Raw genomic sequence first — 19,684 nt, 5'->3', positions numbered from 1 at the left:
GGATTTTTTCTAAATAATTTTCTGGGGTGTTATCTGATGCGCTGATGTTGCGCAACATCAGGTCGTCAAAATAAAAAGTAACGCTGCGCCATCGGCAAGATGCTGGCCGGTTCGCATACCAGCAGTTCGCCGTTGGCGCGTACTTCGTAAGTTTCCGGGTCCACTTCCATGTGCGGCGTGGCGCCGTTGTGGATCATGTGATGCTTGCGCAAGTGGCGCATGTTTTTGACTGCCACCACAGGTTTATTCAATTTCAGCAGGTCACCGATGCCATCGTCGTACGCAGCTTGCGAAATGAAGGTCAGCGAGGTTTTGAGGCCGCCGCCGTAGGCGCCGAACATCATCCGGTAATGGACTGGCTGCGGCGTTGGGATCGAGCCGTTCGGGTCGCCCATTTGGGCGGCCGCGATCATTCCGCTTTTCAGGATCATGGACGGTTTGACGCCGAAGAAAGCCGGTTTCCACAGTACCAGATCGGCGATCTTGCCGACTTCGATGGAGCCGACCACATGGGAAATGCCATGCGTGATGGCGGGATTGATCGTGTATTTGGCGATGTAGCGTTTGGCTCGGAAGTTGTCGTTGCGGCTGTTGTCTTCTGCCAGGGAACCGCGCTGGGTTTTCATCTTGTGCGCGGTTTGCCATGTGCGCATGATGACCTCGCCAACCCGGCCCATCGCCTGCGAGTCGGACGACATCATGCTGATTGCGCCGATGTCGTGCAGGATGTCTTCTGCCGCAATCGTCTCGCGCCGGATACGTGATTCGGCAAAGGCGATGTCTTCGGCAATCGCAGGATCGAGGTGATGACAGACCATCAGCATGTCGAGGTGTTCGTCGAGTGTGTTGACGGTATACGGACGGGTCGGATTGGTGGAGGACGGCAGCACGTTGCCTTGACCGACTGCAGCGATGATGTCCGGCGCATGGCCGCCCCCGGCACCTTCGGTATGAAAGGTATGGATGGTGCGATCCTTGAATGCGGCCAGCGTATGTTCCAGAAAGCCGCCTTCGTTTAAGGTATCGCTATGAATCGCCACCTGCACATCCATGCGGTCCGCCACACTCAGGCAATTGTCGATCGCTGCCGGTGTCGAACCCCAATCCTCATGCAGCTTCAGGCCGATGGCGCCGGCGCGCACCTGTTCTTCCAGCGGCGTCGGCAGGCTGACGTTGCCCTTGCCCAGAAAACCCATATTCATCGGGAAGGCATCGGCCGCCGACAGCATCGCATGCAAATGCCACGGCCCCGGTGTACAGGTAGTCGCGGCGGAGCCGACCGCCGGTCCGGTACCGCCGCCGAGCATGGTGGTGACGCCGCTCATCAGGGCTTCTTCGATTTGTTGCGGGCAGATGAAATGGATGTGCGTATCGATGCCGCCGGCGGTCACTATCATGCCTTCGCCGGCGATGATTTCAGTCGCTGCACCGATCGCCATGGTCACGTCAGGCTGAATGTCGGGATTGCCGGCTTTGCCGATGGCGGCGATCTTGCCGCTCTTGAGCCCGATGTCGGCCTTGACGATGCCCCAATGGTCGAGGATCACGGCATTCGTGATGACGGTGTCCATGACATCTCTGTGATTGCGTTGCGACTGGCCCATGCCATCGCGGATTACCTTGCCGCCGCCGAATTTGACTTCTTCGCCGTAGGTCGCGTAATCCTTTTCGATTTCTATGAACAACGCCGTGTCGGCCAGGCGGATGCGGTCGCCGGTGGTGGGGCCGAACATTTCGGCATAGGCCTGGCGGGAAATTTTGCTCATTTCAATTCTTTCTTTATCGGCGCTTGTTTTTCCGTTGGTTTTTCTTCCAGTGCACCCATCACTTGTCCATTGAAGCCATAGACCTTGCGTGAACCTGCCAGCGCCACCAGCTCCACGCTGCGCGTCTGCCCCGGTTCAAACCGCACGGCGGTGCCGGCGGCGATATCCAGCCGCATGCCATACGCGTCTGCGCGGGTGAACTGCAAGGCTGGATTGGTTTCATAAAAATGGAAGTGCGAGCCGATCTGAATCGGCCGGTCGCCGCTGTTGGCGACCGTGATGGCGGTGGTTGTGCGGCCGACATTGAGTTCGATGTCGCCGTCTTCGATCAGCATTTCGCCTGGGATCATGGGGATGTCCAGTATGTAAAATTAGGGAATCGGGTGATGCACGGTCACCAGCTTGGTGCCATCCGGGAAGGTGGCTTCGACCTGAATGTCGGGAATCATTTCCGCGATGCCGTCCATCACGTCGGCGCGACTCAGGATTTTGGTACCGTCCGACATCAGTTCGGCCACCGTCCTGCCATCGCGCGCGCCTTCCATGATCGCTGCGGCAATCAACGCGATCGATTCCGGATAATTTAGTTTCAGGCCGCGCGCCTTGCGTCGTTCTGCCAGCAGGGCGGCCGTGAAGATCAGGAGCTTGTCTTTTTCTCTGGGGGTCAGTTCCATCGGCTTCTTTCTATGTGTTTTGTCGATTATCTTGTAATTTGTCTCGCAAACTATCTTGCAATCGCTACATCAGGTATTCCAAATCCGTGGTACCACGGCTTCGCGTTCCAGTAACTGCGGCCGGATTTGTTGCCAGGCTTGCGTCATCCACTGTCTGGCAAGTTCGCTGGAATGCCCGAGAAAGCGCATCACCAGTACGGATTTTATCTGCGTTGCACCAATACTGGCATGACCGTTTGTCAGGTCGCGGGCCGACTCGCGCAAGTTGTTGACAATGTTGCCTGGCAGTACTTTTCCGACGGCAATCAGGGTCGCACAGACGGTATACCCAGCCAGTCCCAACGGGCTGCTCATGGCGGCAGTGCCACCGTGCAGCGCGCCTTGTTCAAACCAGAGCAGCTTGCCGCCGCGGTGGATGCTGGTGCGTTGCACAATCTTCCCGGCGTCAAACGACTCGCCGGAAGCGGTGCGGCCGAAGCACAGTATTTCGCCGCCGATGTAGCGCGCATCGGCGGCCAACTCGACCTGGTGATCAAGTGTTACCGCGGCATGGTTAAAGAAAATGGTTTCCTGCGGCAGCCACTCAAGCGCCGCATCTTCAGCGACGCGTAGCCGCACCTGCTGCTGCGACAGATTGCCGTTGGCTTTGTACCATTTGGCGGCTCCGGGTGTCGTGATGAGCGCATGCGCCGCCTTGCCGACGTCGGCGGTAATCGTCAGCTGGTCGCCGCCCACTACGCCGCCGGGCGGGTGGATGATGATGGCGTGGCAGACGGCAGGATGTTCCGGGTAAAGCGGTTTTTGTATCCGCAACGGGCCGAAATGGCTACGTTCGATCAGGCGTGTCGTGCCGCGATCGTTGGCAAAGCCCAGGGTCAGGCGCGCCTGCCACGGGGCGGGCGGGTTTGCCTGTTTTACCGCAGCTGCGACTGCGCCTGACTCTTTGGTCGATGCGGGGAGAATGGGAAGGGGAGTATCAACAAATTTCATGCCCAGCACTATACTGCCAAGTGCCGTTTCACGCTTGCATCGTCCATTTGCGCTTGCGACCCCGCTGCGACTACCTCTCCGCGCGATAGCACAATAAAGTCATCGGCCAGTTCACGGGCAAAGTCGAAGTATTGTTCACACAACAGAATGCCGATGTCGCCGCGTTCGCGCAGCAGGCGGATCACGCGGCCGATGTCCTTGATGATCGACGGCTGTATGCCTTCGGTGGGCTCGTCTAGAATGATCAATTTCGGCTCCGCCAGCAAGGCCCGCGCAATGGCCAGCTGCTGTTGCTGACCGCCGGACAGATCGCCGCCGCGTCGCTGCAGCATCTCTTTGAGCACCGGGAACAGTTCGTAGACTTCCGCTTTGATGAGCGCAGCTTTCTTGCCGGATTGGGTTGCCATGCCCATCAAGAGGTTCTCTTCCACCGTCAGGCGGGCAAAGATTTCACGTCCTTGCGGCACATACGCGATGCCTAGCGCTGCGCGCTGGTGCGGTTTCAGCCTGGTGATGTCACGACCTTCCAGCATCACCTTGCCGGTGGCGCTCGGCAGCACGCCCATCAGGCATTTCAGCAGCGTGGTCTTACCGACGCCGTTGCGCCCCAGCAGGCTCAGGCATTTGCCTTTTGCCAGCGTCAGCGATACGCCCCGCAAGGTGTGCGAGGAGCCGTAGTATTGATTGAGTTGATCGACGTTTAACATGTGCATTTATCCTCGATGGTTGTCGTCGTTCAGCGGCCCAGATACACCTCGATGACGCGCTCATCGGCTTGCACCTCCGCCATCTTGCCTTCGGCCAGCACGGCGCCTTCATGCAGCACCGTGACTTTGCCTTGCTGCGCGATTTCGCTCACGAAACCCATATCGTGCTCAACCACCATAATCGAATGTTTGCCGCGCAATTCATTGAGCAATTCGGCGGTGCGGGCGGTCTCGGCATCCGACATGCCCGCCACCGGTTCGTCCAGCAACAGCAACTGCGGCTCCTGCATCAGTAGCATGCCGATCTCCAGCCACTGCTTCTGGCCGTGGGAGAGCAGCCCGGCCAGCCTGGTTTCCTGACCGTTCAGACGTATCAGTTTCAGAATCTCATCGATCTTGCCGAGCTGTTCCGACGACAGGCGCGCGAACAGCGTGGTTCTGACGCGCTTGTCCATTTTCATCGCCAGTTCCAGGTTTTCGAATACCGTATGCTGTTCGAACACGGTCGGACGTTGAAATTTGCGGCCGATGCCGGCGTGCGCGATGTGATATTCGGTGAGCTTGGTCAAGTCGATGGTCTGGCCGAAAAACGCGGTACCGGAAGTCGGCCGGGTTTTACCGGTGATGACGTCCATCATGGTGGTCTTGCCAGCGCCATTGGGCCCGATAATGCAACGCAGTTCGCCTACCGAAATATCCAGATTCAGATTGTTCAGCGCCTTGAATCCATCGAACGAAACGGTAATGTTTTCCAGATACAGGATCGCGCCGTGCGTGGTGTCCACGCCTGCCGGTTTGATCCGCGCGTACGAGGTGCCGTGGTCGGCATGCTGGCGATTGTCGATGTTGCCGGAGCGCTGTCCGGGGTGGAATATTTCGCTCATGCGGCCCCCTTGCCGCGGCCGAATTTCTGTTTCAGTTGGTGCGCTATGCCAAGTATTCCTTGCGGCATGAAGAGCGTCACCGATATAAATATCAGTCCCAGCGCATATAGCCAGAGTTCCGGAAAGGCAGCGGTGAGCCAGCTCTTCAGGCCGTTCACGGTAAACGCGCCGACGATCGGCCCGATCAGCGAGCCACGGCCACCGACTGCGGCCCAGATCACCATTTCGATCGAATTCGCGGGCGACATTTCGGACGGGTTGATGATGCCGACTTGCGGGACATACAGTGCGCCGGCGATCCCGCACAGCACAGCCGAAAGGGTCCAGACAAACAGCTTGAACCAGAGCGGATCGTAGCCGATGAACATCAGCCGCGATTCGGAATCACGGACCGCCTGCAGCACGCGTCCGAGCCTGGAGTTGACGATCCAGCGGCATAGCAGCAAGGTAGCGAATAAAAACAGAAAAGTGATCAGGTACAGCGTCGCCTTGGTCGACGCTGCGGTGAGCGAGTAACCCAGGATGCGCTTGAAGTCGGTGAAGCCGTTGTTGCCGCCGAAGCCGGTGTTGTTGCGGAAGAACAGCAACATGAAGGCGAACGTCATCGCTTGCGTGATGATCGAGAAATACACACCCTTGATGCGTGAGCGGAACGCAAAATAGCCGAACACGAACGCCAGCAGACCCGGCACCAGCACCACCAGCGCCATGCAATACCAGAAGTGATCGGTGAGCGACCAGAACCACGGATAGGTTTTCCAGTCGAGGAACACCATGAAATCCGGCAAGTTGCTTTGATACACGCCGTCCCGTCCGATCGCCCGCATCAGATACATGCCGTGCGCATAGCCGCCCAGCGCAAAAAATACCCCATGGCCGAGCGACAGAATGCCGGCGTAACCCCATACCAGGTCCAGCGCCAGAGCGGCCATCGCGTAGCACATGAACTTGGCGATCAGCGCCACCGTGTAGCTCGAGATATGCAACGCGTGGCCATCCGGGAAGCTCAGATTGAGTATCGGCAGCAGGCATAGAACGATGCCGCAGACGCCAATGCCGGCCCAAGCAGGTCGTGAGAACAGCAGGTTTTTTGCCGGTAAGATTGGCTGCAGCGATCGCAGCGATGTTGGCGTCTTGCCATATTCGAAACGAAGCGGTTTCATTCGATGCTCCTGCCTTTCAGTGCGAACAAGCCTTGTGGACGTTTTTGAATGAATACAATGATGAACACCAGGATCGCAATCTTGGCCAGCACTGCGCCCGCCACCGGTTCCAGGAACTTGTTGACCTCGCCCAGGCCGATGGCGGCGATCACCGTGCCAGCCAGTTGACCGACGCCGCCGAGCACCACCACCATGAAGGAATCGACGATATAGCCTTGCCCCAGATCAGGGCCGACGTTACCCAACTGCGAGAGGGCGACGCCGCCCAGTCCGGCGATGCCGCAGCCAAGGCCGAAGGTCATCATGTCGATCCTGGCGGTGGCGACGCCGACGCAGGCCGCCATGCGGCGGTTTTGCATGACCGCGCGGACAAACAAGCCGAGACGGGTTTTATTCAAGATCAGCCAGACCGCAACCACCACGAATAGCGCAAAGAAAATAATCACGATACGGTTGTACGACAGCACCAGCGAGCCGAGTACCGTGACGCCGCCGGACATCCAGGACGGGTTGGCGACTTCGACATTTTGCGCACCGAAAATCGAGCGCACTGCCTGCATCAGCATCAGACTGATACCCCAGGTGCAGAGCAGGGTTTCGAGTGGCCGTCCATACAACCAGCGCAACACTAAACGCTCGAGCGCGATGCCGACGGCGGCAGTGACAATGAAGGCTGCCGGCAACGCTGCCAGCAGATACGCGTCCAGCGCACCCGGTAGAAAATTGCGGAACAACAATTGACATACATAGGTGGTGTAAGCCCCTATCATCAGCATTTCGCCGTGCGCCATGTTGATGATGCCCATCAGCCCGAAGGTGATGGCCAGGCCGAGCGCCGCCAGCAATAAGACGCTGCCGAGCGAGATCCCGTAAAACACTTTGCCGATGAATTCAATGGCGGCCAGTTGACGATTCAGCGCGCCCAGGGTGCGCACGGTTTCGATCCGTATCGTTTCGTCGGGTTCGATGTAACTGCCATCGGGATTCTTTTCCAACAGCCGTTGCAATGCGGGTTTGATGTTGGCGTTGGTACTGGTAGCGAGCGTCTTGACGGCAGCCTTGCGCAAGGCCGGATCGGTCGCATGCAAGTTGGCGGTGGCGATGACCTGCTGCAGAGTGGCCTGAATGTCCGGATCGCTTTCTTTCTGCAGCGCCTTGCTGATCAGCGGGATTTGGCCCGCATCGGCGTTCTTCATTAAGTCGGTCGCTGCCGCCATGCGCAGCTTGCTGTCGGGGGAAAACAGTTTGAGGCCTGAAAGCGCGCCTTCGACTGCGGCGCGCAGACGGTTGTTGACGCTGATGCCTTCGGCGTCGTCCGGGGTCGGTCCGGCCTGATCGGTGGCGGGATTGAGTGCCGGGTTATCGGTCTTGCTGTCATCGACGATCAGGACCTCGCCGTTCGGTCTGGCATACAGCGCATCGGTATGCAAGGCGTTGAGTATCTTCAGTGCGTCGTCGTTGGCGAGCGCGGCGATCTGGTTGACCGCGGCGATGCGGGCGTCGGGGCTGTCGCCGGCCAGCGGCTTGAGCAGCGCCGCATCGATGGCAGCGTGTGCCAGCATGGTTTGCAGGCACATACTTGCAATGAGAAGGATTTTTCTTGAGATGTTCATTAGTCTGTTTGCCACCGGTTGATGCTAACTGATACGTTTTCCACTGCGTGGATGCAAGCCGTTGGCTGAAGGACTGCTTCAGCCAACGGCAGCCGCTTACATTCTTTGCTTCGCCAAAGAATGTAAGCAAAGGACGCAACGCAACAGCACTGCTGCGGCGAGCCTCAGAGTTTTTGCTTGCCTTCGTTACCCGCGATATACGGGCTCCAGGGTTGCGCACGGATGGTGGTCTTGGTCTTGTTGACGACGTTGAACTGGCCGTCAGCCTTGATTTCGCCGATCATCACTGGTTTGTGCAGATGGTGGTTGGTGGCGTCCATTTCCAATTCGTAGCCTGACGGGGCCTTGAATTTCTGCCCGGACATCGCTGCAATCACTTTGTCGGTATCGGTCGATTTGGCTTTTTCCACCGCTTGCTTCCACATGTAGATACCGACATACGTTGCTTCCATCGGATCGTTAGTCACTACGGTGCTGGCGTTAGGCAGTTTCTTGGCAAGTGCGTAGGCTTTCCATTTTTTGATGAAGGCGGCGTTAGTCGGATTTTTGACGGATTCAAAGTAATTCCATGCGGCCAGATGCCCAACCAGCGGTTTCGCATCGACCCCGCGCAGTTCTTCTTCGCCGACCGAGAAGGCGACCACCGGAACATCGGTGGATTTCAAGCCGGCATTGCCCAGCTCTTTGTAGAACGGCACGTTGGAATCGCCGTTAATGGTCGAGATCACCGCCGTCTTGCCGCCGCCGGAGAACTTCTTGATGTTGGCAACGATGGTTTGATAGTCGGAATGGCCGAACGGTGTGTAAACCTCGTCGATGTCGCTGTCCTTGACACCTTTGCTATGCAGGAAGGCGCGCAGAATCTTGTTGGTGGTGCGCGGGTACACATAGTCGGTTCCCAGCAGCACAAAGCGCTTGGCGCCGCCGCCTTCTTTCGACATCAGGTATTCGGTGGCTGGAATGGCTTGCTGGTTTGGGGCCGCGCCAGTGTAGAAGACATTTTTCTCGAGTTCTTCGCCTTCATACTGCACCGGATAGAACAACAGGCTGTTGAGCTCTTTAAAGACCGGCAGCGCTGACTTGCGCGATACCGAAGTCCAGCAGCCGAACACCACGGAAACCTTGTCCTGCGAGATCAGTTGACGCGCTTTTTCAGCGAATAGCGGCCAGTTGGAGGCCGGGTCAACCACCACCGGCTCCAGTTGTTTACCCATGACGCCGCCGTTGGCATTGATTTCGGCGATGGTCATCAAGGCAACATCTTTCAACGAAGTCTCTGAAATTGCCATGGTGCCGGACAGCGAGTGCAGAATCCCGACTTTGATGGTGTCGGCGGCAAAGGCCGACGGTAGCCAGGATCCGGCAGCAAGTGCAAAAGCGCCTAGCGCGGTGGCTTTCAAAACGGTGCGACGTGACATGATTTAATCCCCCTGAAGTGTCGTGCGTAAATATGAGAGTTCGATCGCTAACTTGGCTAACCACGCAACTGCTTTAGCAGAATGCATGCCAATCGCATGGACCGCTCTTTGCAAGGGTTTCAGGCTTGTCGAATCACTATTTGATGAATCGTCAGGTTATGCAGGCTACCGATGCTTGTTTCGGGTGCAACCTCGACTTGTCAGGGCACCAAGGCGCACCGGTTTAGTGCGGAAGGGGTTGATTTGGAGGCGTGAGGACGCTGAAGGCAGGCGCAAATAAAAAAGACGCCATAGGCGTCAATCGGACGCAACACCGAGTGCACGGCGTTGACGGGGGTATTTCGCGACGGATTAAGACGTCGTCAAAAAGCTCAGCGCAGAAATATCCGATTCATGATCTGCGTTACCGGATAGGCAACCAGGGTCTGGATGACAGGTGGCAAGTCGAGTGGCCGCATCATCATTTTGATGGTCATATCGGCGCGTAGATGGGTGCGCACGGTGGTGTTCATCACCGCGTTGATCGCTTTTAGCCGTACCGGGTCGTCGGCATGCTCAGGTGAGCGAAATCTGAGCACATGGCGTAACGCACATGCGATATCTTCGGCTTTCATTTCCAGCGTGCGGCGGCGCAAGGCCCCGAAGATATGACGGCGGCTGAGGCCTTCTTTTTGGCGCAGACGGCGGAAATAGCGGAAGAAATGTTTGTAATGATTGACTTCATCGTTTGCGATCCGATTGGTCAGGTCTCGCAATACCGGTTCGTCGGTGCTGCGCGCCAGTGCCTGATAGAAGGTGGCGGTGCCGGTTTCGACGACGCAACGCGCAACCATTTCAAGCGCCTTGCTGGGTTCGAGTAGTTCGACTTTGCAATAACGCGAGTATTCTTCCAGAAAATCGTCATAGGCAAGTTGCCAGTCGAACTCCGGCCAGACATGCGCGAGGTAGGCGCGCAGCGCCTGACCGTGCTGTAACTCTTCGACTTCCCAATGGTTGGTTAACCAGTCCGCGATTTCCGGATCGTCGCCGTAGTAGGCAATGAGGTTGTGCGTATAGAGATCCGAGCCGCTTTCGACGAACGATGCGCACGCTACCAGATAGAACAGATTCTCATCGGATTGCAGTCTGGCAACATCAATTTTCGAAAACTCCAGATCGGCAATGGTCCAGTGCGGCGCGCGGTCGTGTTCTTGATATTCTTCGTCCTCGCGGGGTTTATTCATGATCAATCTCTCCAAGCAAGTTAGTGATACTGATACATAATGAAAGCGCATGAATGTTTTCAATGCTGCAAGTAGGACGAAAGCTATTACATTTGGTTCATATTTTCCATTTCACAACGTCAACATATCCCATTCCACAACGTCAACACTACACCATCGCGGCGCGCTGCGTAATTTGTGGCAGCATGCTAGGATGGTTTTTCCATTCTCCAGCCGAACACCAAGTGAGGTCAGCAATGCCTGAAACCAACACTCAGAACAGTCAGAACGATAACGTTGAATACCGTGGTTATGTCATCGTTGCGCAGCCTGCTCAGGGCCATGACGATCTTTGGCACGATGGTTATCAAATTTTCAAAGGCGGCACCCAGGTAGCCAGCCGTAACAATACCGAAAGTGCGCACACCAGCCGTGAAACGGCACGCGACAGCAGCCTGGATTTTGCCAAAATTGAAATTGATAATCTGGTTGCGCTAACCGAGTAGAGGAATCGACACGGCGCAACAGAAGATCCGAGCGTATTTCATGAACCGGAGATGAGCATGAACCAGCCAGCCTTCCTTGACGTGCAAGCGATCAGCTTCGAGCACCGGACGCCGACTCCGGTGCCGGTGGAAGATCCGCCATCGCCCGGCCCGGGGCCGACTCCGGAACAGGATCCGGTGCCGGGTCAGCATCCAAGCCGGGGCCGGAGAGCTGGTCGATAGCGTAAGCCGGCCGGTGAGACGCTGATTGATCAGTTAGAGCGATGGGCCTGCCCGAGCTTTCTTTCCAGCCGGCTTTGGACGCGTTCAAAACAAATGCTCAAGCACCAGTAAATCGCGGCCGCAGCCAGGTAAAGCGGCAATGGCCGAAAATTAACGGCGATGATTTCCTTGGTTGCCAGCATCAATTCTGTCACCGTGATGACCGACACCAGCGAAGTGTCTTTAATTAAACTGATTAACGTATTGCTCATGGATGGCACGGCGATCCGTATCGCTTGCGGCACCACGATATAGCGCAGGGTTTGCCAGTAGGTCAAGCCGATGCTGTAACTTGCCGCCCATTGGCCTTTGTGGACACCGATAATGGCGCCGCGCAGACTTTCTGAAAGGTAAGCCGCCGCATTCAGGCTTAATGCCAGGACGCCGGCTGTCAGCGGCGAAAAATTGATGCCGACACTAGGCAGTCCATAATAGATCACGAAAATCTGCACCAGCAGCGGTGTGCCGCGCATCAGGCTGACATAGATAGTGGCGGGCCACTGGCACGCGCGTGACGGCAGAATCCGTGCCACTGCCAGCGGAAAACCAAGCAGCAAGCCGCCCAGCATCGATGCCAGCGCAAATATCAAGGTGTAGCCGACGCCTTTGATCAAGGTCGGCATCGCCTGCTGCAGTAATTCCAGTAATTCCATAATGTCTCTATTAAAAAATATCCCCGCACGGCGAGTCGGGCGGGGATAGTTGTTGCTGATCAGGAAGACATTCTAAAGCAGCTAGGCTGTTGAAGCATTACCAATACTGTCATTCCGCTGGCATTACTTGGCGGTCGGTGCCTTGCTGACATCGATGCCGAACCACTTGAACGATACTTGCTTGAAGCTACCGTCTTTCAGGATTTCGTCAATCGCCTTATCCAGCGCGGCCTGGAATTTAGGGTTGCCTTTTTGGAATGGAATGCCGATTTTATCGATGTTGCCGATCGGCGCACCGGCTTTCAACGGCAGTTTGGTGTTTTTCAGCAAATAACCGACCAGCAAACTGTCGTTCAATGCCGCGTCTATGCGGCCGCTGGCCAGGTCTGACAGGTACTCCGGCGAGCCAGGATAAGTTTTGATATCAATGCCAGGGACGCTTTTCGCTTTCTGCTCGAAGTTGGTGCCTTGGCCGAGTCCCAGCTTTTTGCCCTTTAAATCCTCCAGGCTGGCGAAGTTGCGCGTCTCGTCCTTGCGGATGATCAGCTGCGCACTGGAGATGGTGTACGGAACGGAAAAATCGAACGCCTTCTGACGCTCGTCCGTAATGCCGACCTGATTGATGATGACATCGTATTTGCCAGCGCCCAGTCCGGCCAGAATGCCGCTCCATTCAGTGGTGGTGAATTCGGTCTTGACGCCCAGTTTGGCGGCGATCAGGTTGGCGACATCGACCTCAAAACCGGTCAGCTGGCCATTTTTCGGATCCTTGAAGTTGAACGGCGGGTAGTTGCCTTCCATCGCCACTTTCAAGGTGCCACGCGCTTTGACCGTATCCAGCAGGTCGGCGGCGAAGGCGCTGACGGCGAGGCTGGAGATCAGCACTGCAGCGGCGATTTTGGTCAGTTTGGACAATGTTGTTGAGGCCATTTTTTATCCTTCGGTCAGGGTTTGTTTTTGATAAAACGTTGCATTGGCTATATTAAGCGTTCTGTCCGGGGAATGTGAAGTAATGGTTTTGTTGTTGGATAGTTGCTTATTTTTTTATCCGGGAAAGTAAAACTTTCCCGTCATTGTTGGCCGTTGCTATTTTTGCTGAGCCAGATTCAGCGTCAACGCTTCAAACCGGCGGTATAGCGCGGCGACTTCCGGGTTCCAATGCTGTAGCGCTTGATACTGCCGCGCGACGGTTGCCATGTCGCCGCGCGCGATGGGCCCGGTCAATGCAGCTGCAGGCCCCAGCCTGAAGGCATTCTCCGCGCTTTCGCAGAGCAGCGGTTCGATCAGCCGTAACGCAACCTCGGGCGCCAAGCCAGCTTCCACATAGGCCTGACGGGCGACGTCGATCAGCGTCACCAGATAGTTCGAAGCGAACACCGCTGCTGCGTGATACAGAATTTTGTTGTCGCGCTGGATGCCGACGCAGTGCGCGCCTATGGCCTCGAAGGCCGGGCTCAGCACGGCGAGGGCCGCAGCGTCGCCTTCGCTGCCGCAGTAAGTGCCGGCGAAGTTGCGGACGACCTGCTGCGGATCGGCAAAGCTGCGGATGGGATGGATGCTGGCGACTGCCGCGCCTTGTTCGGTAGCTGCTGTCAGGGCTTGCGACGACAACGCGCCGCTGCAATGAAAAACAATGCTGTTGCCGGTGAGTTTTCCGCTGGCGGCAAGCGCTGCGCAACAGGCGACGATTTGGTCGTCACTCGCTGCGATCAGGTAAACATCGGCGTGCCGCAGTTCCGCGTAAGCGGTTACTGCGCTGCCGCCGCCAATGAAGTCGCACGCTTGCCGGGCGCTGCTGCGCGAGCGATTCAGGACATCCAGCAGGCGCAAGGTGCGATGCTCGGTCCACAGCCGCGCCAGTGTTTTTCCGAGCTTGCCGCAACCGATCACGCTGAGTGTCGGCAGGATGCCGGCATCCTGCCCGCATTCATCGTCGCAATTGCTTAGTTGTCCAGCTGCTCCAGTGCTTCCTGCTGTTCCAGCCATTCCGCCTCCAGTTGTGTCAGTTCCTTGGCGTAAAACGCCTGGTCGGTCAACAGCGTTGTCAGTTCCTTCTTTTTGTCTTTGTCGTAGATTTCAGGATCGGCCAGGCGCGTATCGACTACCGCTTTCTGCGCGCTGCGTTTGGTCATTTGTTCGTCCAGACGCTTGATGCGCGATTCGATAGGCTTCTTCAGTGCGGCCAGTTTTTGCCGGGCGTCGGCTTCCAGACGTTTTTGTTCACGGCGGTCGGCACTATCGACCGGCGCAGCAGCCGGTGCCACCGCACTGGCAATTTTGGTCTTTTCGGTGGCTTTCGGCAGCGCGCTATCGCTCGCGTTGTTCTTTGCCGCCAGTTTAGTCTTGAATAGCCAGTCCTTGTAGTCGTCCAGATCGCCGTCGAACGGCTGCACCTTGCCATCGGCAACGATGATGAACTGGTCGGTGGTCGCACGCAGCAGGTGACGATCATGCGATACCAGTACCAGCGTGCCCTCGAACTGCGCCAGCGCCATGGTCAACGCTTCCCGGGTTTCCAGGTCCAGATGGTTGGTCGGTTCATCCAGCAGCAGCAGGTTAGGGCGTTGCCAGACGATCAGCGCCAGCGCCAGGCGGGCTTTTTCGCCCCCGGAAAACGGTGCGATAGAGCTGGTCACCATCGGGCCGTTGAAGTTGAAACTGCCGAGGAAGTTGCGCAGTTCCTGTTCGCGCGTGGTCGGCGCAATTTTTGCCAGATGCCACAGCGGCGACTCGTCGTGACGCAGCATTTCAACCTGATGCTGAGCAAAGTAACCGATCGACAGGCCTTTACCGAACTGGGCGTCGCCGCGCAGCGGTTTCAGTTCTTCAGCGATGGTTTTGATGAAGGTCGATTTACCGGCGCCGTTGACGCCGAGCAATCCGATCCGCTGGCCGATTTGCAAGGAAAAATTGATGCCGGCGACCACGACTTTTTCGGTGACTTCGTGGCTGGTCGCGCTTTCGGTGCGATAGCCGGCGCTCACATCTTCCATCACCAGCAGCGGATTCGGCGCGCTCAGCGGCTCGCGGAATTCGAACGAGAATTCCGCCGCGGCGCGCAACGGCGCCAGTTCTTCCATCTTGGCCAATGCCTTCATCCGGCTTTGCGCCTGACGCGCCTTGCTGGCCTGCGCCTTGAAGCGGTTGATGAAGGACTCCAGATGCGCACGCTGGCGGGTCTGTTTTTCGAGTGCGCCGGCCGCCAGGATCATTTGCGCAGCGCGTTGCCGTTCGAACGACGAATAATTCCCGGAATAACGTTTCAATTTACGTTCGTCGATATGCACGATGACATTCACCACGCCATCCAGAAAGTCGCGGTCATGCGAGATGATGATGAGTGTGCCGGGATAACGTTTCAGCCAGTCTTCCAGCCAGATGATTGCGTCCAGGTCCAGATGGTTGGTCGGTTCATCGAGCAGCAACAAATCGGATGGACACATCAGCGCCTGCGCCAAATTCAAACGCATACGCCAACCGCCGGAAAAGCTGGCGACAGGCTGCTGCATTTGCGACAGCGAGAAGCCGAGGCCGGTCAGCAATTGTTCACCGCGCGAGCGCACGGTGTAGGCGTCGGCGTCGGCCAGCGCGCTGTACAGTTCACCAATCAGCGTGCCGTTCGCGGCGCTTTCCGGTTCGCTTTCGAGGAAGGCCAATTCGTCTTCGAGGCGGCGCAGGGTGACATCGCCGTCAATGGCGTATTCCAGCGCCGGGCGATCGAGTGCCGGGGTTTCCTGGGCGACGTAGGCCATGCGCCATTTGGAAGGGAAGTCGATTTCGCCGGCATCTGCGTGCAATTCGCCGCGCAGTAGTCCGAACAGGCTGGATTTACCGGCGCCGTTGGCGCCGATCAGGCCGATCTTGTCGCCGGGATTGAGGGTGACCTCGACTTTGTCGAGCAGCGGCTTGATGCCGCGCATCATTGAAACTTGTTGAAAACGTATCATTAAAATTAACTATTGGAAATGCGTTGGGGATGCAAAATTGCGGGTGGTTTTCTATTGACACGAAGCAGGCCACCTTGTTGTTACGGTAATTGATCTGCCGTGATCAAAAACACCATGTCGTCGCCGGCGCTGGTCGATACCCAGGTCAATTCCAGGTTCGGGAAGGCGGCTTCGGCAAATGCACGTTCATTACCGATTTCGACGATCAACACACCCTTCTTGGTCAGGCGCTGTTTGGCACCGGCGACAATTGTACGCACTAAATCCATGCCATCTGCACCGCCGGCCAAAGCGATCTGCGGTTCAGCCAGATATTCCTTTGGCAATTTGTCCATCGAGCCGGCATTGACGTACGGCGGATTGGTGACGATCAGGTCGTATTTTTTGTCCGGGACCTTGGCATACACATCGGATTCGATCAGCGTAATCCGGTCTTGCAACTCGTAGTCGTCAACGTTGCGGCGCGCCACGGCGAGTGCGTCGGCCGAGATGTCGGCAGTGTCGACATGGGCGTTGCCAAAGGCGTCGGCCAGCATGATAGGCAAGCAACCGGAGCCGGTGCACAGCTCAAGGATGTTGGTGATGGCAGCTGGATCCTGTACCCACGGCGAAAAGAAGTCCGGAATCAGTTCGGCGATGAAGGAGCGCGGCACGATGACCCGTTCATCGACATAAAAGCGGTAATCGCCGAGCCAGGCTTCGTGGGTGATGTAGGCGGCGGGCACGCGTCCGGTACTGCGCTTTTCGATCACGTTCAATACGGCATCGATTTCCTGCGGTAATAAACGCGCGTCAAAAAACGGTTCGATTTTATCCAGCGGCAGTTTCAATGTGTGCAGGATCAGGTAAGCAGCTTCGTCCAGCGCATTGTTGCTGCCGTGGCCAAAGAACAGTTCTTCGGTATTAAAACGGGTCACGGCGTAGCGCAGCAAGTCGCGGATGGTGGAGAAAGAATTGGGTGTCATGGCGCGGATTATAGATGGTACGAGAAGAGGTGGCGAGGTTGCGGGAAGTCGGGAGTGACATTCAGGCAACTAAGTCGAGCAAGGAGTCGAGCAACCGGGAATTGCTTGTCTTTGCGCGACTCAGACAAAACGTGATGCAAAAGAGCGATGCCGAAAACGGTTTATGGCAGCAAATTCTCCAGCGTCCGACGGTAAATATTTTTCAGTGGATCGATGAAACGCACTTCAATGTGCTCGTCGATTTTGTGGATACTGCCGTTAGGCGGTCCGAATTCGATGACCTGCGGGCAGATCTGCGCAATGAAGCGGCCATCCGAGGTGCCGCCCGTGGTCGATAATTCGGTCTCGATCCCGGTTTCCGCTTTGATCGCGGCGGCCAGCGCGTTGCTCAGGTCGCCGCGCGGCGTCAGGAATGGCCGGCCGCCGACAGTCCAGGCCAGCGTGTACTCAAAACCATGTTTATCCAGAATCGCATGGACGCGCTGCTGCAAGCCTTCCACCGTGCTGGCAGTCGAAAAGCGGAAATTGAAATCGATCACCACTTCGCCTGGAATCACGTTCGAGGCACCGGTCCCGCCGTGGATGTTCGACATTTGCCACGACGTCGGTAAATAATATTCGTTGGCCTCATCCCATTTCTCGGCTGCCAGTTCGGCCAACGCAGGGGCTGCCAGGTGGATCGGATTTTTGGCCAGTTGCGGGTAGGCGATGTGGCCCTGTATGCCTTTGACGATGAGCTTGCCGGACATGGTGCCGCGGCGGCCGTTTTTGATCACGTCGCCGAGTTCGCCGCTGGACGTCGGTTCGCCGACGATGCAGTAATCAAGCTGTTCACCGCGCGCCTTCAATTTTTCGCAGACCACCACCGTACCGTCGGTGGCCGGGCCTTCTTCGTCGCTGGTAATCAAAAAGCCGATCGAGCCGGAGTGATCCGGATTGGCCTGCGTGAATTCTTCAACAGCCACCACCATCGCGGCAATCGAGGTTTTCATGTCGGCCGCGCCGCGACCGTACAATTTCCCGTCGCGATGGCTGGGCAGGAACGGGTCGGATTGCCATTGTTCGCGCGGGCCGGTCGGCACCACATCGGTGTGTCCGGCAAATACCAGCAACGGTTGGCTTGTGCCTTTGCGCGCCCACAGATTGGTGACGTCGCCGGACTGTATGGTTTCGCAGACAAAACCAAGGGGAGTCAACAGTTCGATCAGGCGCGCCTGGCAGCCTTTGTCCTGCGGCGTGACGGAGGATAGGGCGATCAGTTCTTCGGTGAGTGCGAGGGTTTTGCTGAGCATGATTATTGATTGAAAATCTGTTGGTAAAGCGCGTCGGAAAAGCCGACGTAAGTGTTCTTGCCGGTAAACAGCACTGGCCGTTTGATGACGGAAGGCAGCTCCATCATCAATGGGGTGGCGCTGATGCCATCGGTGATGCTGCTGCGCCGTTGCTCGGGCAGGTTGCGCCAGGTGGTGCCTTTGCGATTCACCAACTGGTCCCAGGCGATATCTGCGAGCCAGGTATTGATCAGGTCGTGGCTGACGCCGTCCTTTTTGAAATTATGGAAGGTGTAAGCGATCTCCTGGTCTTCAAGCCATGTGCGGGCTTTTTTGACCGTGTCGCAGTTGGGAATGCCGTAAAGAGTAATTGCCATGCTATTTGTATTCTTTAAGTTGTATGCGAAAGGTTCGCTGCGTGCTGCGTTCCGGTTCAGGGAATCGCCGGACTACAGATCCAGTGTGAATTCAGTGAAGGTTGGACCGTCGACCTTGTCCGGCTCCGGCGCAGGTGCGGGTTCCTGTTTTTTCGTCGAGGGCGTGTGGTTATTGATCAGCCAGTACAGATTGCTGGGCGAGTCCGCGTGTGCCAGTGCTTCGTCCTGTGTAATCACATCTTCTTCGATCAACTGCATCAGCGCTTGCTCAAACGTTTGCGAGCCAGGCGCCAGGCTTTTTTCCATCGCCTCTTTAATCTGACTGATCTTGCCGTCTTCCACCAATTCGGAGATGTGCCGGGTATTCAACATGATCTCGACCGCCGGCGTCCGTCCGCCCGCCGTAGTGTTGACCAGGCGCTGCGAGACGATGGCGGTTAATGTCGAGGCCATATCTTCCAGCAGCGAGGGACGATTTTCCAATGGATAAAAACTGATCACACGGTTTAACGCGCGGTAACTGTTATTCGCATGCAGCGTCGATACCACCAGATGGCCGGACTGGGCATAGGCGAGTGCGGCCGACATGGTTTCCTTGTCGCGGATTTCCCCGATCAGAATGCAATCCGGCGCTTGCCGCAAAGCGTTGCGGAGGGCGACCTGGAGACTGTCGGTATCGGTGCCGATCTCGCGCTGATTGACGATCGACAGCGCGTTCTTGTATAAAAATTCAACCGGATCTTCCAGCGTCAGAATATGTCCCGCCTGGGTTTTGTTGCGATGGTCGAGCATCGATGCGATGGTGGTCGACTTGCCCGAGCCGGTGGCGCCGACCACCAGCAGCAAACCACGCTTGCGCCCGATCAGCTCCAGCAGCGCCGGTGGCAAGGCAAGATTCTCAAAAGACGGAATCTCGAACGGGATATACCGGATGACTGCGGAAACGCTGCCGCGTTGCTTGAATACCGATAGCCGAAAACTGCCGACCCCGGTGACAGGCAAACCCATGTTCAACTCGTTGTCGCGCTCCAGTTCCTGCAGTCGTGCGCTGGACACAACTTCACCCAGCAGCATCAGGATGGTCGCCTGATCCATCTTTTGCTGATTGACCGGCACCATCTGCCCTTTGATCTTTAAGTGGATCGCCGAGTCAACGGTCAGGAACATGTCCGACGCACTCTTTTCCTGCATCAGGCGAAACAAGCGATCCATTGCCATGAAGGCTCCTCTTGGGATATGACAAAAATCAGGTTGCTTCAAAAGCGCTGCAAACCGAGAAGTTCGGCA

General features: G+C 56.9%; 20 protein-coding genes. 2 read left to right on the top strand and 18 right to left on the bottom strand.

The window, feature by feature from the left end; translation table 11 throughout:
* Positions 1-65 precede the first annotated feature (65 nt).
* The 10 genes from ureC to AC3CHX_RS20390 form a co-directional block, all read right to left on the bottom strand.
* The gene (gene ureC / locus AC3CHX_RS20435; protein ID WP_488629842.1) at positions 66-1,766 is read right to left on the bottom strand and encodes an urease subunit alpha; all 1,701 of its coding nucleotides are present in this window, start codon (positions 1,764-1,766) and stop codon (positions 66-68) included.
* On the bottom strand, positions 1,763-2,116 hold the full coding sequence (locus tag AC3CHX_RS20430; protein ID WP_488629841.1) for an urease subunit beta: 354 nt from the start codon (positions 2,114-2,116) through the stop codon (positions 1,763-1,765). The genes ureC and AC3CHX_RS20430 overlap by 4 nt, the downstream gene beginning before the upstream one ends.
* A gap of 21 nt (positions 2,117-2,137) precedes the next feature.
* Positions 2,138-2,440, bottom strand: coding sequence for an urease subunit gamma (locus AC3CHX_RS20425; RefSeq protein WP_488629840.1), 303 nt, complete (start codon positions 2,438-2,440; stop codon positions 2,138-2,140).
* Positions 2,441-2,509: 69 nt separating this feature from the next.
* Entirely contained in the window at positions 2,510-3,430 is a 921-nt protein-coding gene (locus tag AC3CHX_RS20420) for an urease accessory protein UreD (RefSeq protein WP_488629839.1), read from the bottom strand.
* An 8-nt stretch (positions 3,431-3,438) separates the two neighbouring features.
* On the bottom strand, positions 3,439-4,137 hold the full coding sequence (urtE, locus tag AC3CHX_RS20415) for an urea ABC transporter ATP-binding subunit UrtE (RefSeq protein ID WP_488629838.1): 699 nt from the start codon (positions 4,135-4,137) through the stop codon (positions 3,439-3,441).
* 29 nt (positions 4,138-4,166) lie between these two features.
* Entirely contained in the window at positions 4,167-5,021 is an 855-nt protein-coding gene (urtD, locus tag AC3CHX_RS20410; RefSeq protein ID WP_488629837.1) for an urea ABC transporter ATP-binding protein UrtD, read from the bottom strand.
* Positions 5,018-6,184, bottom strand: a complete 1,167-nt coding sequence (gene urtC, locus AC3CHX_RS20405) for an urea ABC transporter permease subunit UrtC (RefSeq protein WP_488629836.1) — start codon at positions 6,182-6,184, stop codon at positions 5,018-5,020. Before urtC ends, urtD begins: the two co-directional genes overlap by 4 nt.
* Positions 6,181-7,797, bottom strand: coding sequence for an urea ABC transporter permease subunit UrtB (urtB, locus tag AC3CHX_RS20400; protein ID WP_488629835.1), 1,617 nt, complete (start codon positions 7,795-7,797; stop codon positions 6,181-6,183). The genes urtC and urtB overlap by 4 nt, the downstream gene beginning before the upstream one ends.
* Positions 7,798-7,961: 164 nt before the next feature.
* Positions 7,962-9,215, bottom strand: coding sequence for an urea ABC transporter substrate-binding protein (gene urtA, locus AC3CHX_RS20395; protein ID WP_488629834.1), 1,254 nt, complete (start codon positions 9,213-9,215; stop codon positions 7,962-7,964).
* A gap of 371 nt (positions 9,216-9,586) precedes the next feature.
* Positions 9,587-10,438, bottom strand: a complete 852-nt coding sequence (locus AC3CHX_RS20390; protein WP_488629833.1) for a ferritin-like domain-containing protein — start codon at positions 10,436-10,438, stop codon at positions 9,587-9,589.
* Between the two features lie 53 nt (positions 10,439-10,491).
* On the opposite strand from AC3CHX_RS20390, the gene AC3CHX_RS20385 reads away from it, so the two are divergent.
* Together AC3CHX_RS20385 and AC3CHX_RS20380 are read left to right on the top strand one after the other, a co-directional pair.
* A complete protein-coding gene (locus AC3CHX_RS20385) occupies positions 10,492-10,923 on the top strand; it encodes a yippee-like protein (protein ID WP_488629832.1) in 432 nt (143 codons plus the stop codon).
* A 57-nt stretch (positions 10,924-10,980) separates the two neighbouring features.
* Positions 10,981-11,145: a hypothetical protein gene (locus AC3CHX_RS20380; protein ID WP_488629831.1), complete on the top strand. Its 165-nt coding sequence runs from the start codon at positions 10,981-10,983 to the stop codon at positions 11,143-11,145.
* Between the two features lie 29 nt (positions 11,146-11,174).
* Here the strand turns inward: AC3CHX_RS20380 and AC3CHX_RS20375 are convergent, their stop codons facing one another.
* The 8 genes from AC3CHX_RS20375 to AC3CHX_RS20340 form a co-directional block, all read right to left on the bottom strand.
* Entirely contained in the window at positions 11,175-11,837 is a 663-nt protein-coding gene (locus AC3CHX_RS20375; RefSeq protein ID WP_488629830.1) for an amino acid ABC transporter permease, read from the bottom strand.
* 123 nt (positions 11,838-11,960) lie between these two features.
* Positions 11,961-12,767, bottom strand: coding sequence for a cystine ABC transporter substrate-binding protein (locus AC3CHX_RS20370; RefSeq protein ID WP_488629829.1), 807 nt, complete (start codon positions 12,765-12,767; stop codon positions 11,961-11,963).
* A gap of 156 nt (positions 12,768-12,923) precedes the next feature.
* Entirely contained in the window at positions 12,924-13,823 is a 900-nt protein-coding gene (locus tag AC3CHX_RS20365; RefSeq protein ID WP_488629828.1) for a Rossmann-like and DUF2520 domain-containing protein, read from the bottom strand.
* Positions 13,781-15,784 carry an ATP-binding cassette domain-containing protein gene (locus tag AC3CHX_RS20360; RefSeq protein WP_488629827.1) on the bottom strand — a complete coding sequence of 668 codons (2,004 nt, stop codon included), beginning with the start codon at positions 15,782-15,784 and terminating at the stop codon, positions 13,781-13,783. Before AC3CHX_RS20360 ends, AC3CHX_RS20365 begins: the two co-directional genes overlap by 43 nt.
* Positions 15,785-15,864: 80 nt before the next feature.
* Positions 15,865-16,749 (bottom strand): 50S ribosomal protein L3 N(5)-glutamine methyltransferase, encoded by an 885-nt coding sequence (prmB, locus tag AC3CHX_RS20355; RefSeq protein ID WP_488629826.1) that lies wholly within the window; start codon positions 16,747-16,749, stop codon positions 15,865-15,867.
* Between the two features lie 161 nt (positions 16,750-16,910).
* On the bottom strand, positions 16,911-18,041 hold the full coding sequence (dapE, locus tag AC3CHX_RS20350; protein ID WP_488629825.1) for a succinyl-diaminopimelate desuccinylase: 1,131 nt from the start codon (positions 18,039-18,041) through the stop codon (positions 16,911-16,913).
* Positions 18,042-18,043: 2 nt separating this feature from the next.
* Entirely contained in the window at positions 18,044-18,397 is a 354-nt protein-coding gene (locus AC3CHX_RS20345) for an ArsC family reductase (RefSeq protein ID WP_488629824.1), read from the bottom strand.
* A 72-nt stretch (positions 18,398-18,469) separates the two neighbouring features.
* The gene (locus AC3CHX_RS20340; protein WP_488629823.1) at positions 18,470-19,615 is read right to left on the bottom strand and encodes a PilT/PilU family type 4a pilus ATPase; all 1,146 of its coding nucleotides are present in this window, start codon (positions 19,613-19,615) and stop codon (positions 18,470-18,472) included.
* Positions 19,616-19,684 lie beyond the last annotated feature (69 nt).

The sequence above is a fragment of the Glaciimonas sp. OK215 genome, assembly GCF_057787885.1.
Note: the sequence above shows the minus strand (reverse complement) of the source record. Positions and strands in the feature narration are given on the sequence as shown.

Coding starts and splice junctions, on each gene's coding strand:
- ureC (WP_488629842.1), bottom strand. CDS start 1,766: ATGAGCAAAATTTCCCGCCAGGCCTATGCCGAAATGTTCGGCCCCACC.
- AC3CHX_RS20430 (WP_488629841.1), bottom strand. CDS start 2,116: ATGATCCCAGGCGAAATGCTGATCGAAGACGGCGACATCGAACTCAAT.
- AC3CHX_RS20425 (WP_488629840.1), bottom strand. CDS start 2,440: ATGGAACTGACCCCCAGAGAAAAAGACAAGCTCCTGATCTTCACGGCC.
- AC3CHX_RS20420 (WP_488629839.1), bottom strand. CDS start 3,430: ATGAAATTTGTTGATACTCCCCTTCCCATTCTCCCCGCATCGACCAAA.
- urtE (WP_488629838.1), bottom strand. CDS start 4,137: ATGTTAAACGTCGATCAACTCAATCAATACTACGGCTCCTCGCACACC.
- urtD (WP_488629837.1), bottom strand. CDS start 5,021: ATGAGCGAAATATTCCACCCCGGACAGCGCTCCGGCAACATCGACAAT.
- urtC (WP_488629836.1), bottom strand. CDS start 6,184: ATGAAACCGCTTCGTTTCGAATATGGCAAGACGCCAACATCGCTGCGA.
- urtB (WP_488629835.1), bottom strand. CDS start 7,797: ATGAACATCTCAAGAAAAATCCTTCTCATTGCAAGTATGTGCCTGCAA.
- urtA (WP_488629834.1), bottom strand. CDS start 9,215: ATGTCACGTCGCACCGTTTTGAAAGCCACCGCGCTAGGCGCTTTTGCA.
- AC3CHX_RS20390 (WP_488629833.1), bottom strand. CDS start 10,438: ATGAATAAACCCCGCGAGGACGAAGAATATCAAGAACACGACCGCGCG.
- AC3CHX_RS20385 (WP_488629832.1), top strand. CDS start 10,492: ATGTTTTCAATGCTGCAAGTAGGACGAAAGCTATTACATTTGGTTCAT.
- AC3CHX_RS20380 (WP_488629831.1), top strand. CDS start 10,981: ATGAACCAGCCAGCCTTCCTTGACGTGCAAGCGATCAGCTTCGAGCAC.
- AC3CHX_RS20375 (WP_488629830.1), bottom strand. CDS start 11,837: ATGGAATTACTGGAATTACTGCAGCAGGCGATGCCGACCTTGATCAAA.
- AC3CHX_RS20370 (WP_488629829.1), bottom strand. CDS start 12,767: ATGGCCTCAACAACATTGTCCAAACTGACCAAAATCGCCGCTGCAGTG.
- AC3CHX_RS20365 (WP_488629828.1), bottom strand. CDS start 13,823: ATGGCTGGAACAGCAGGAAGCACTGGAGCAGCTGGACAACTAAGCAAT.
- AC3CHX_RS20360 (WP_488629827.1), bottom strand. CDS start 15,784: ATGATACGTTTTCAACAAGTTTCAATGATGCGCGGCATCAAGCCGCTG.
- prmB (WP_488629826.1), bottom strand. CDS start 16,749: ATGACACCCAATTCTTTCTCCACCATCCGCGACTTGCTGCGCTACGCC.
- dapE (WP_488629825.1), bottom strand. CDS start 18,041: ATGCTCAGCAAAACCCTCGCACTCACCGAAGAACTGATCGCCCTATCC.
- AC3CHX_RS20345 (WP_488629824.1), bottom strand. CDS start 18,397: ATGGCAATTACTCTTTACGGCATTCCCAACTGCGACACGGTCAAAAAA.
- AC3CHX_RS20340 (WP_488629823.1), bottom strand. CDS start 19,615: ATGGCAATGGATCGCTTGTTTCGCCTGATGCAGGAAAAGAGTGCGTCG.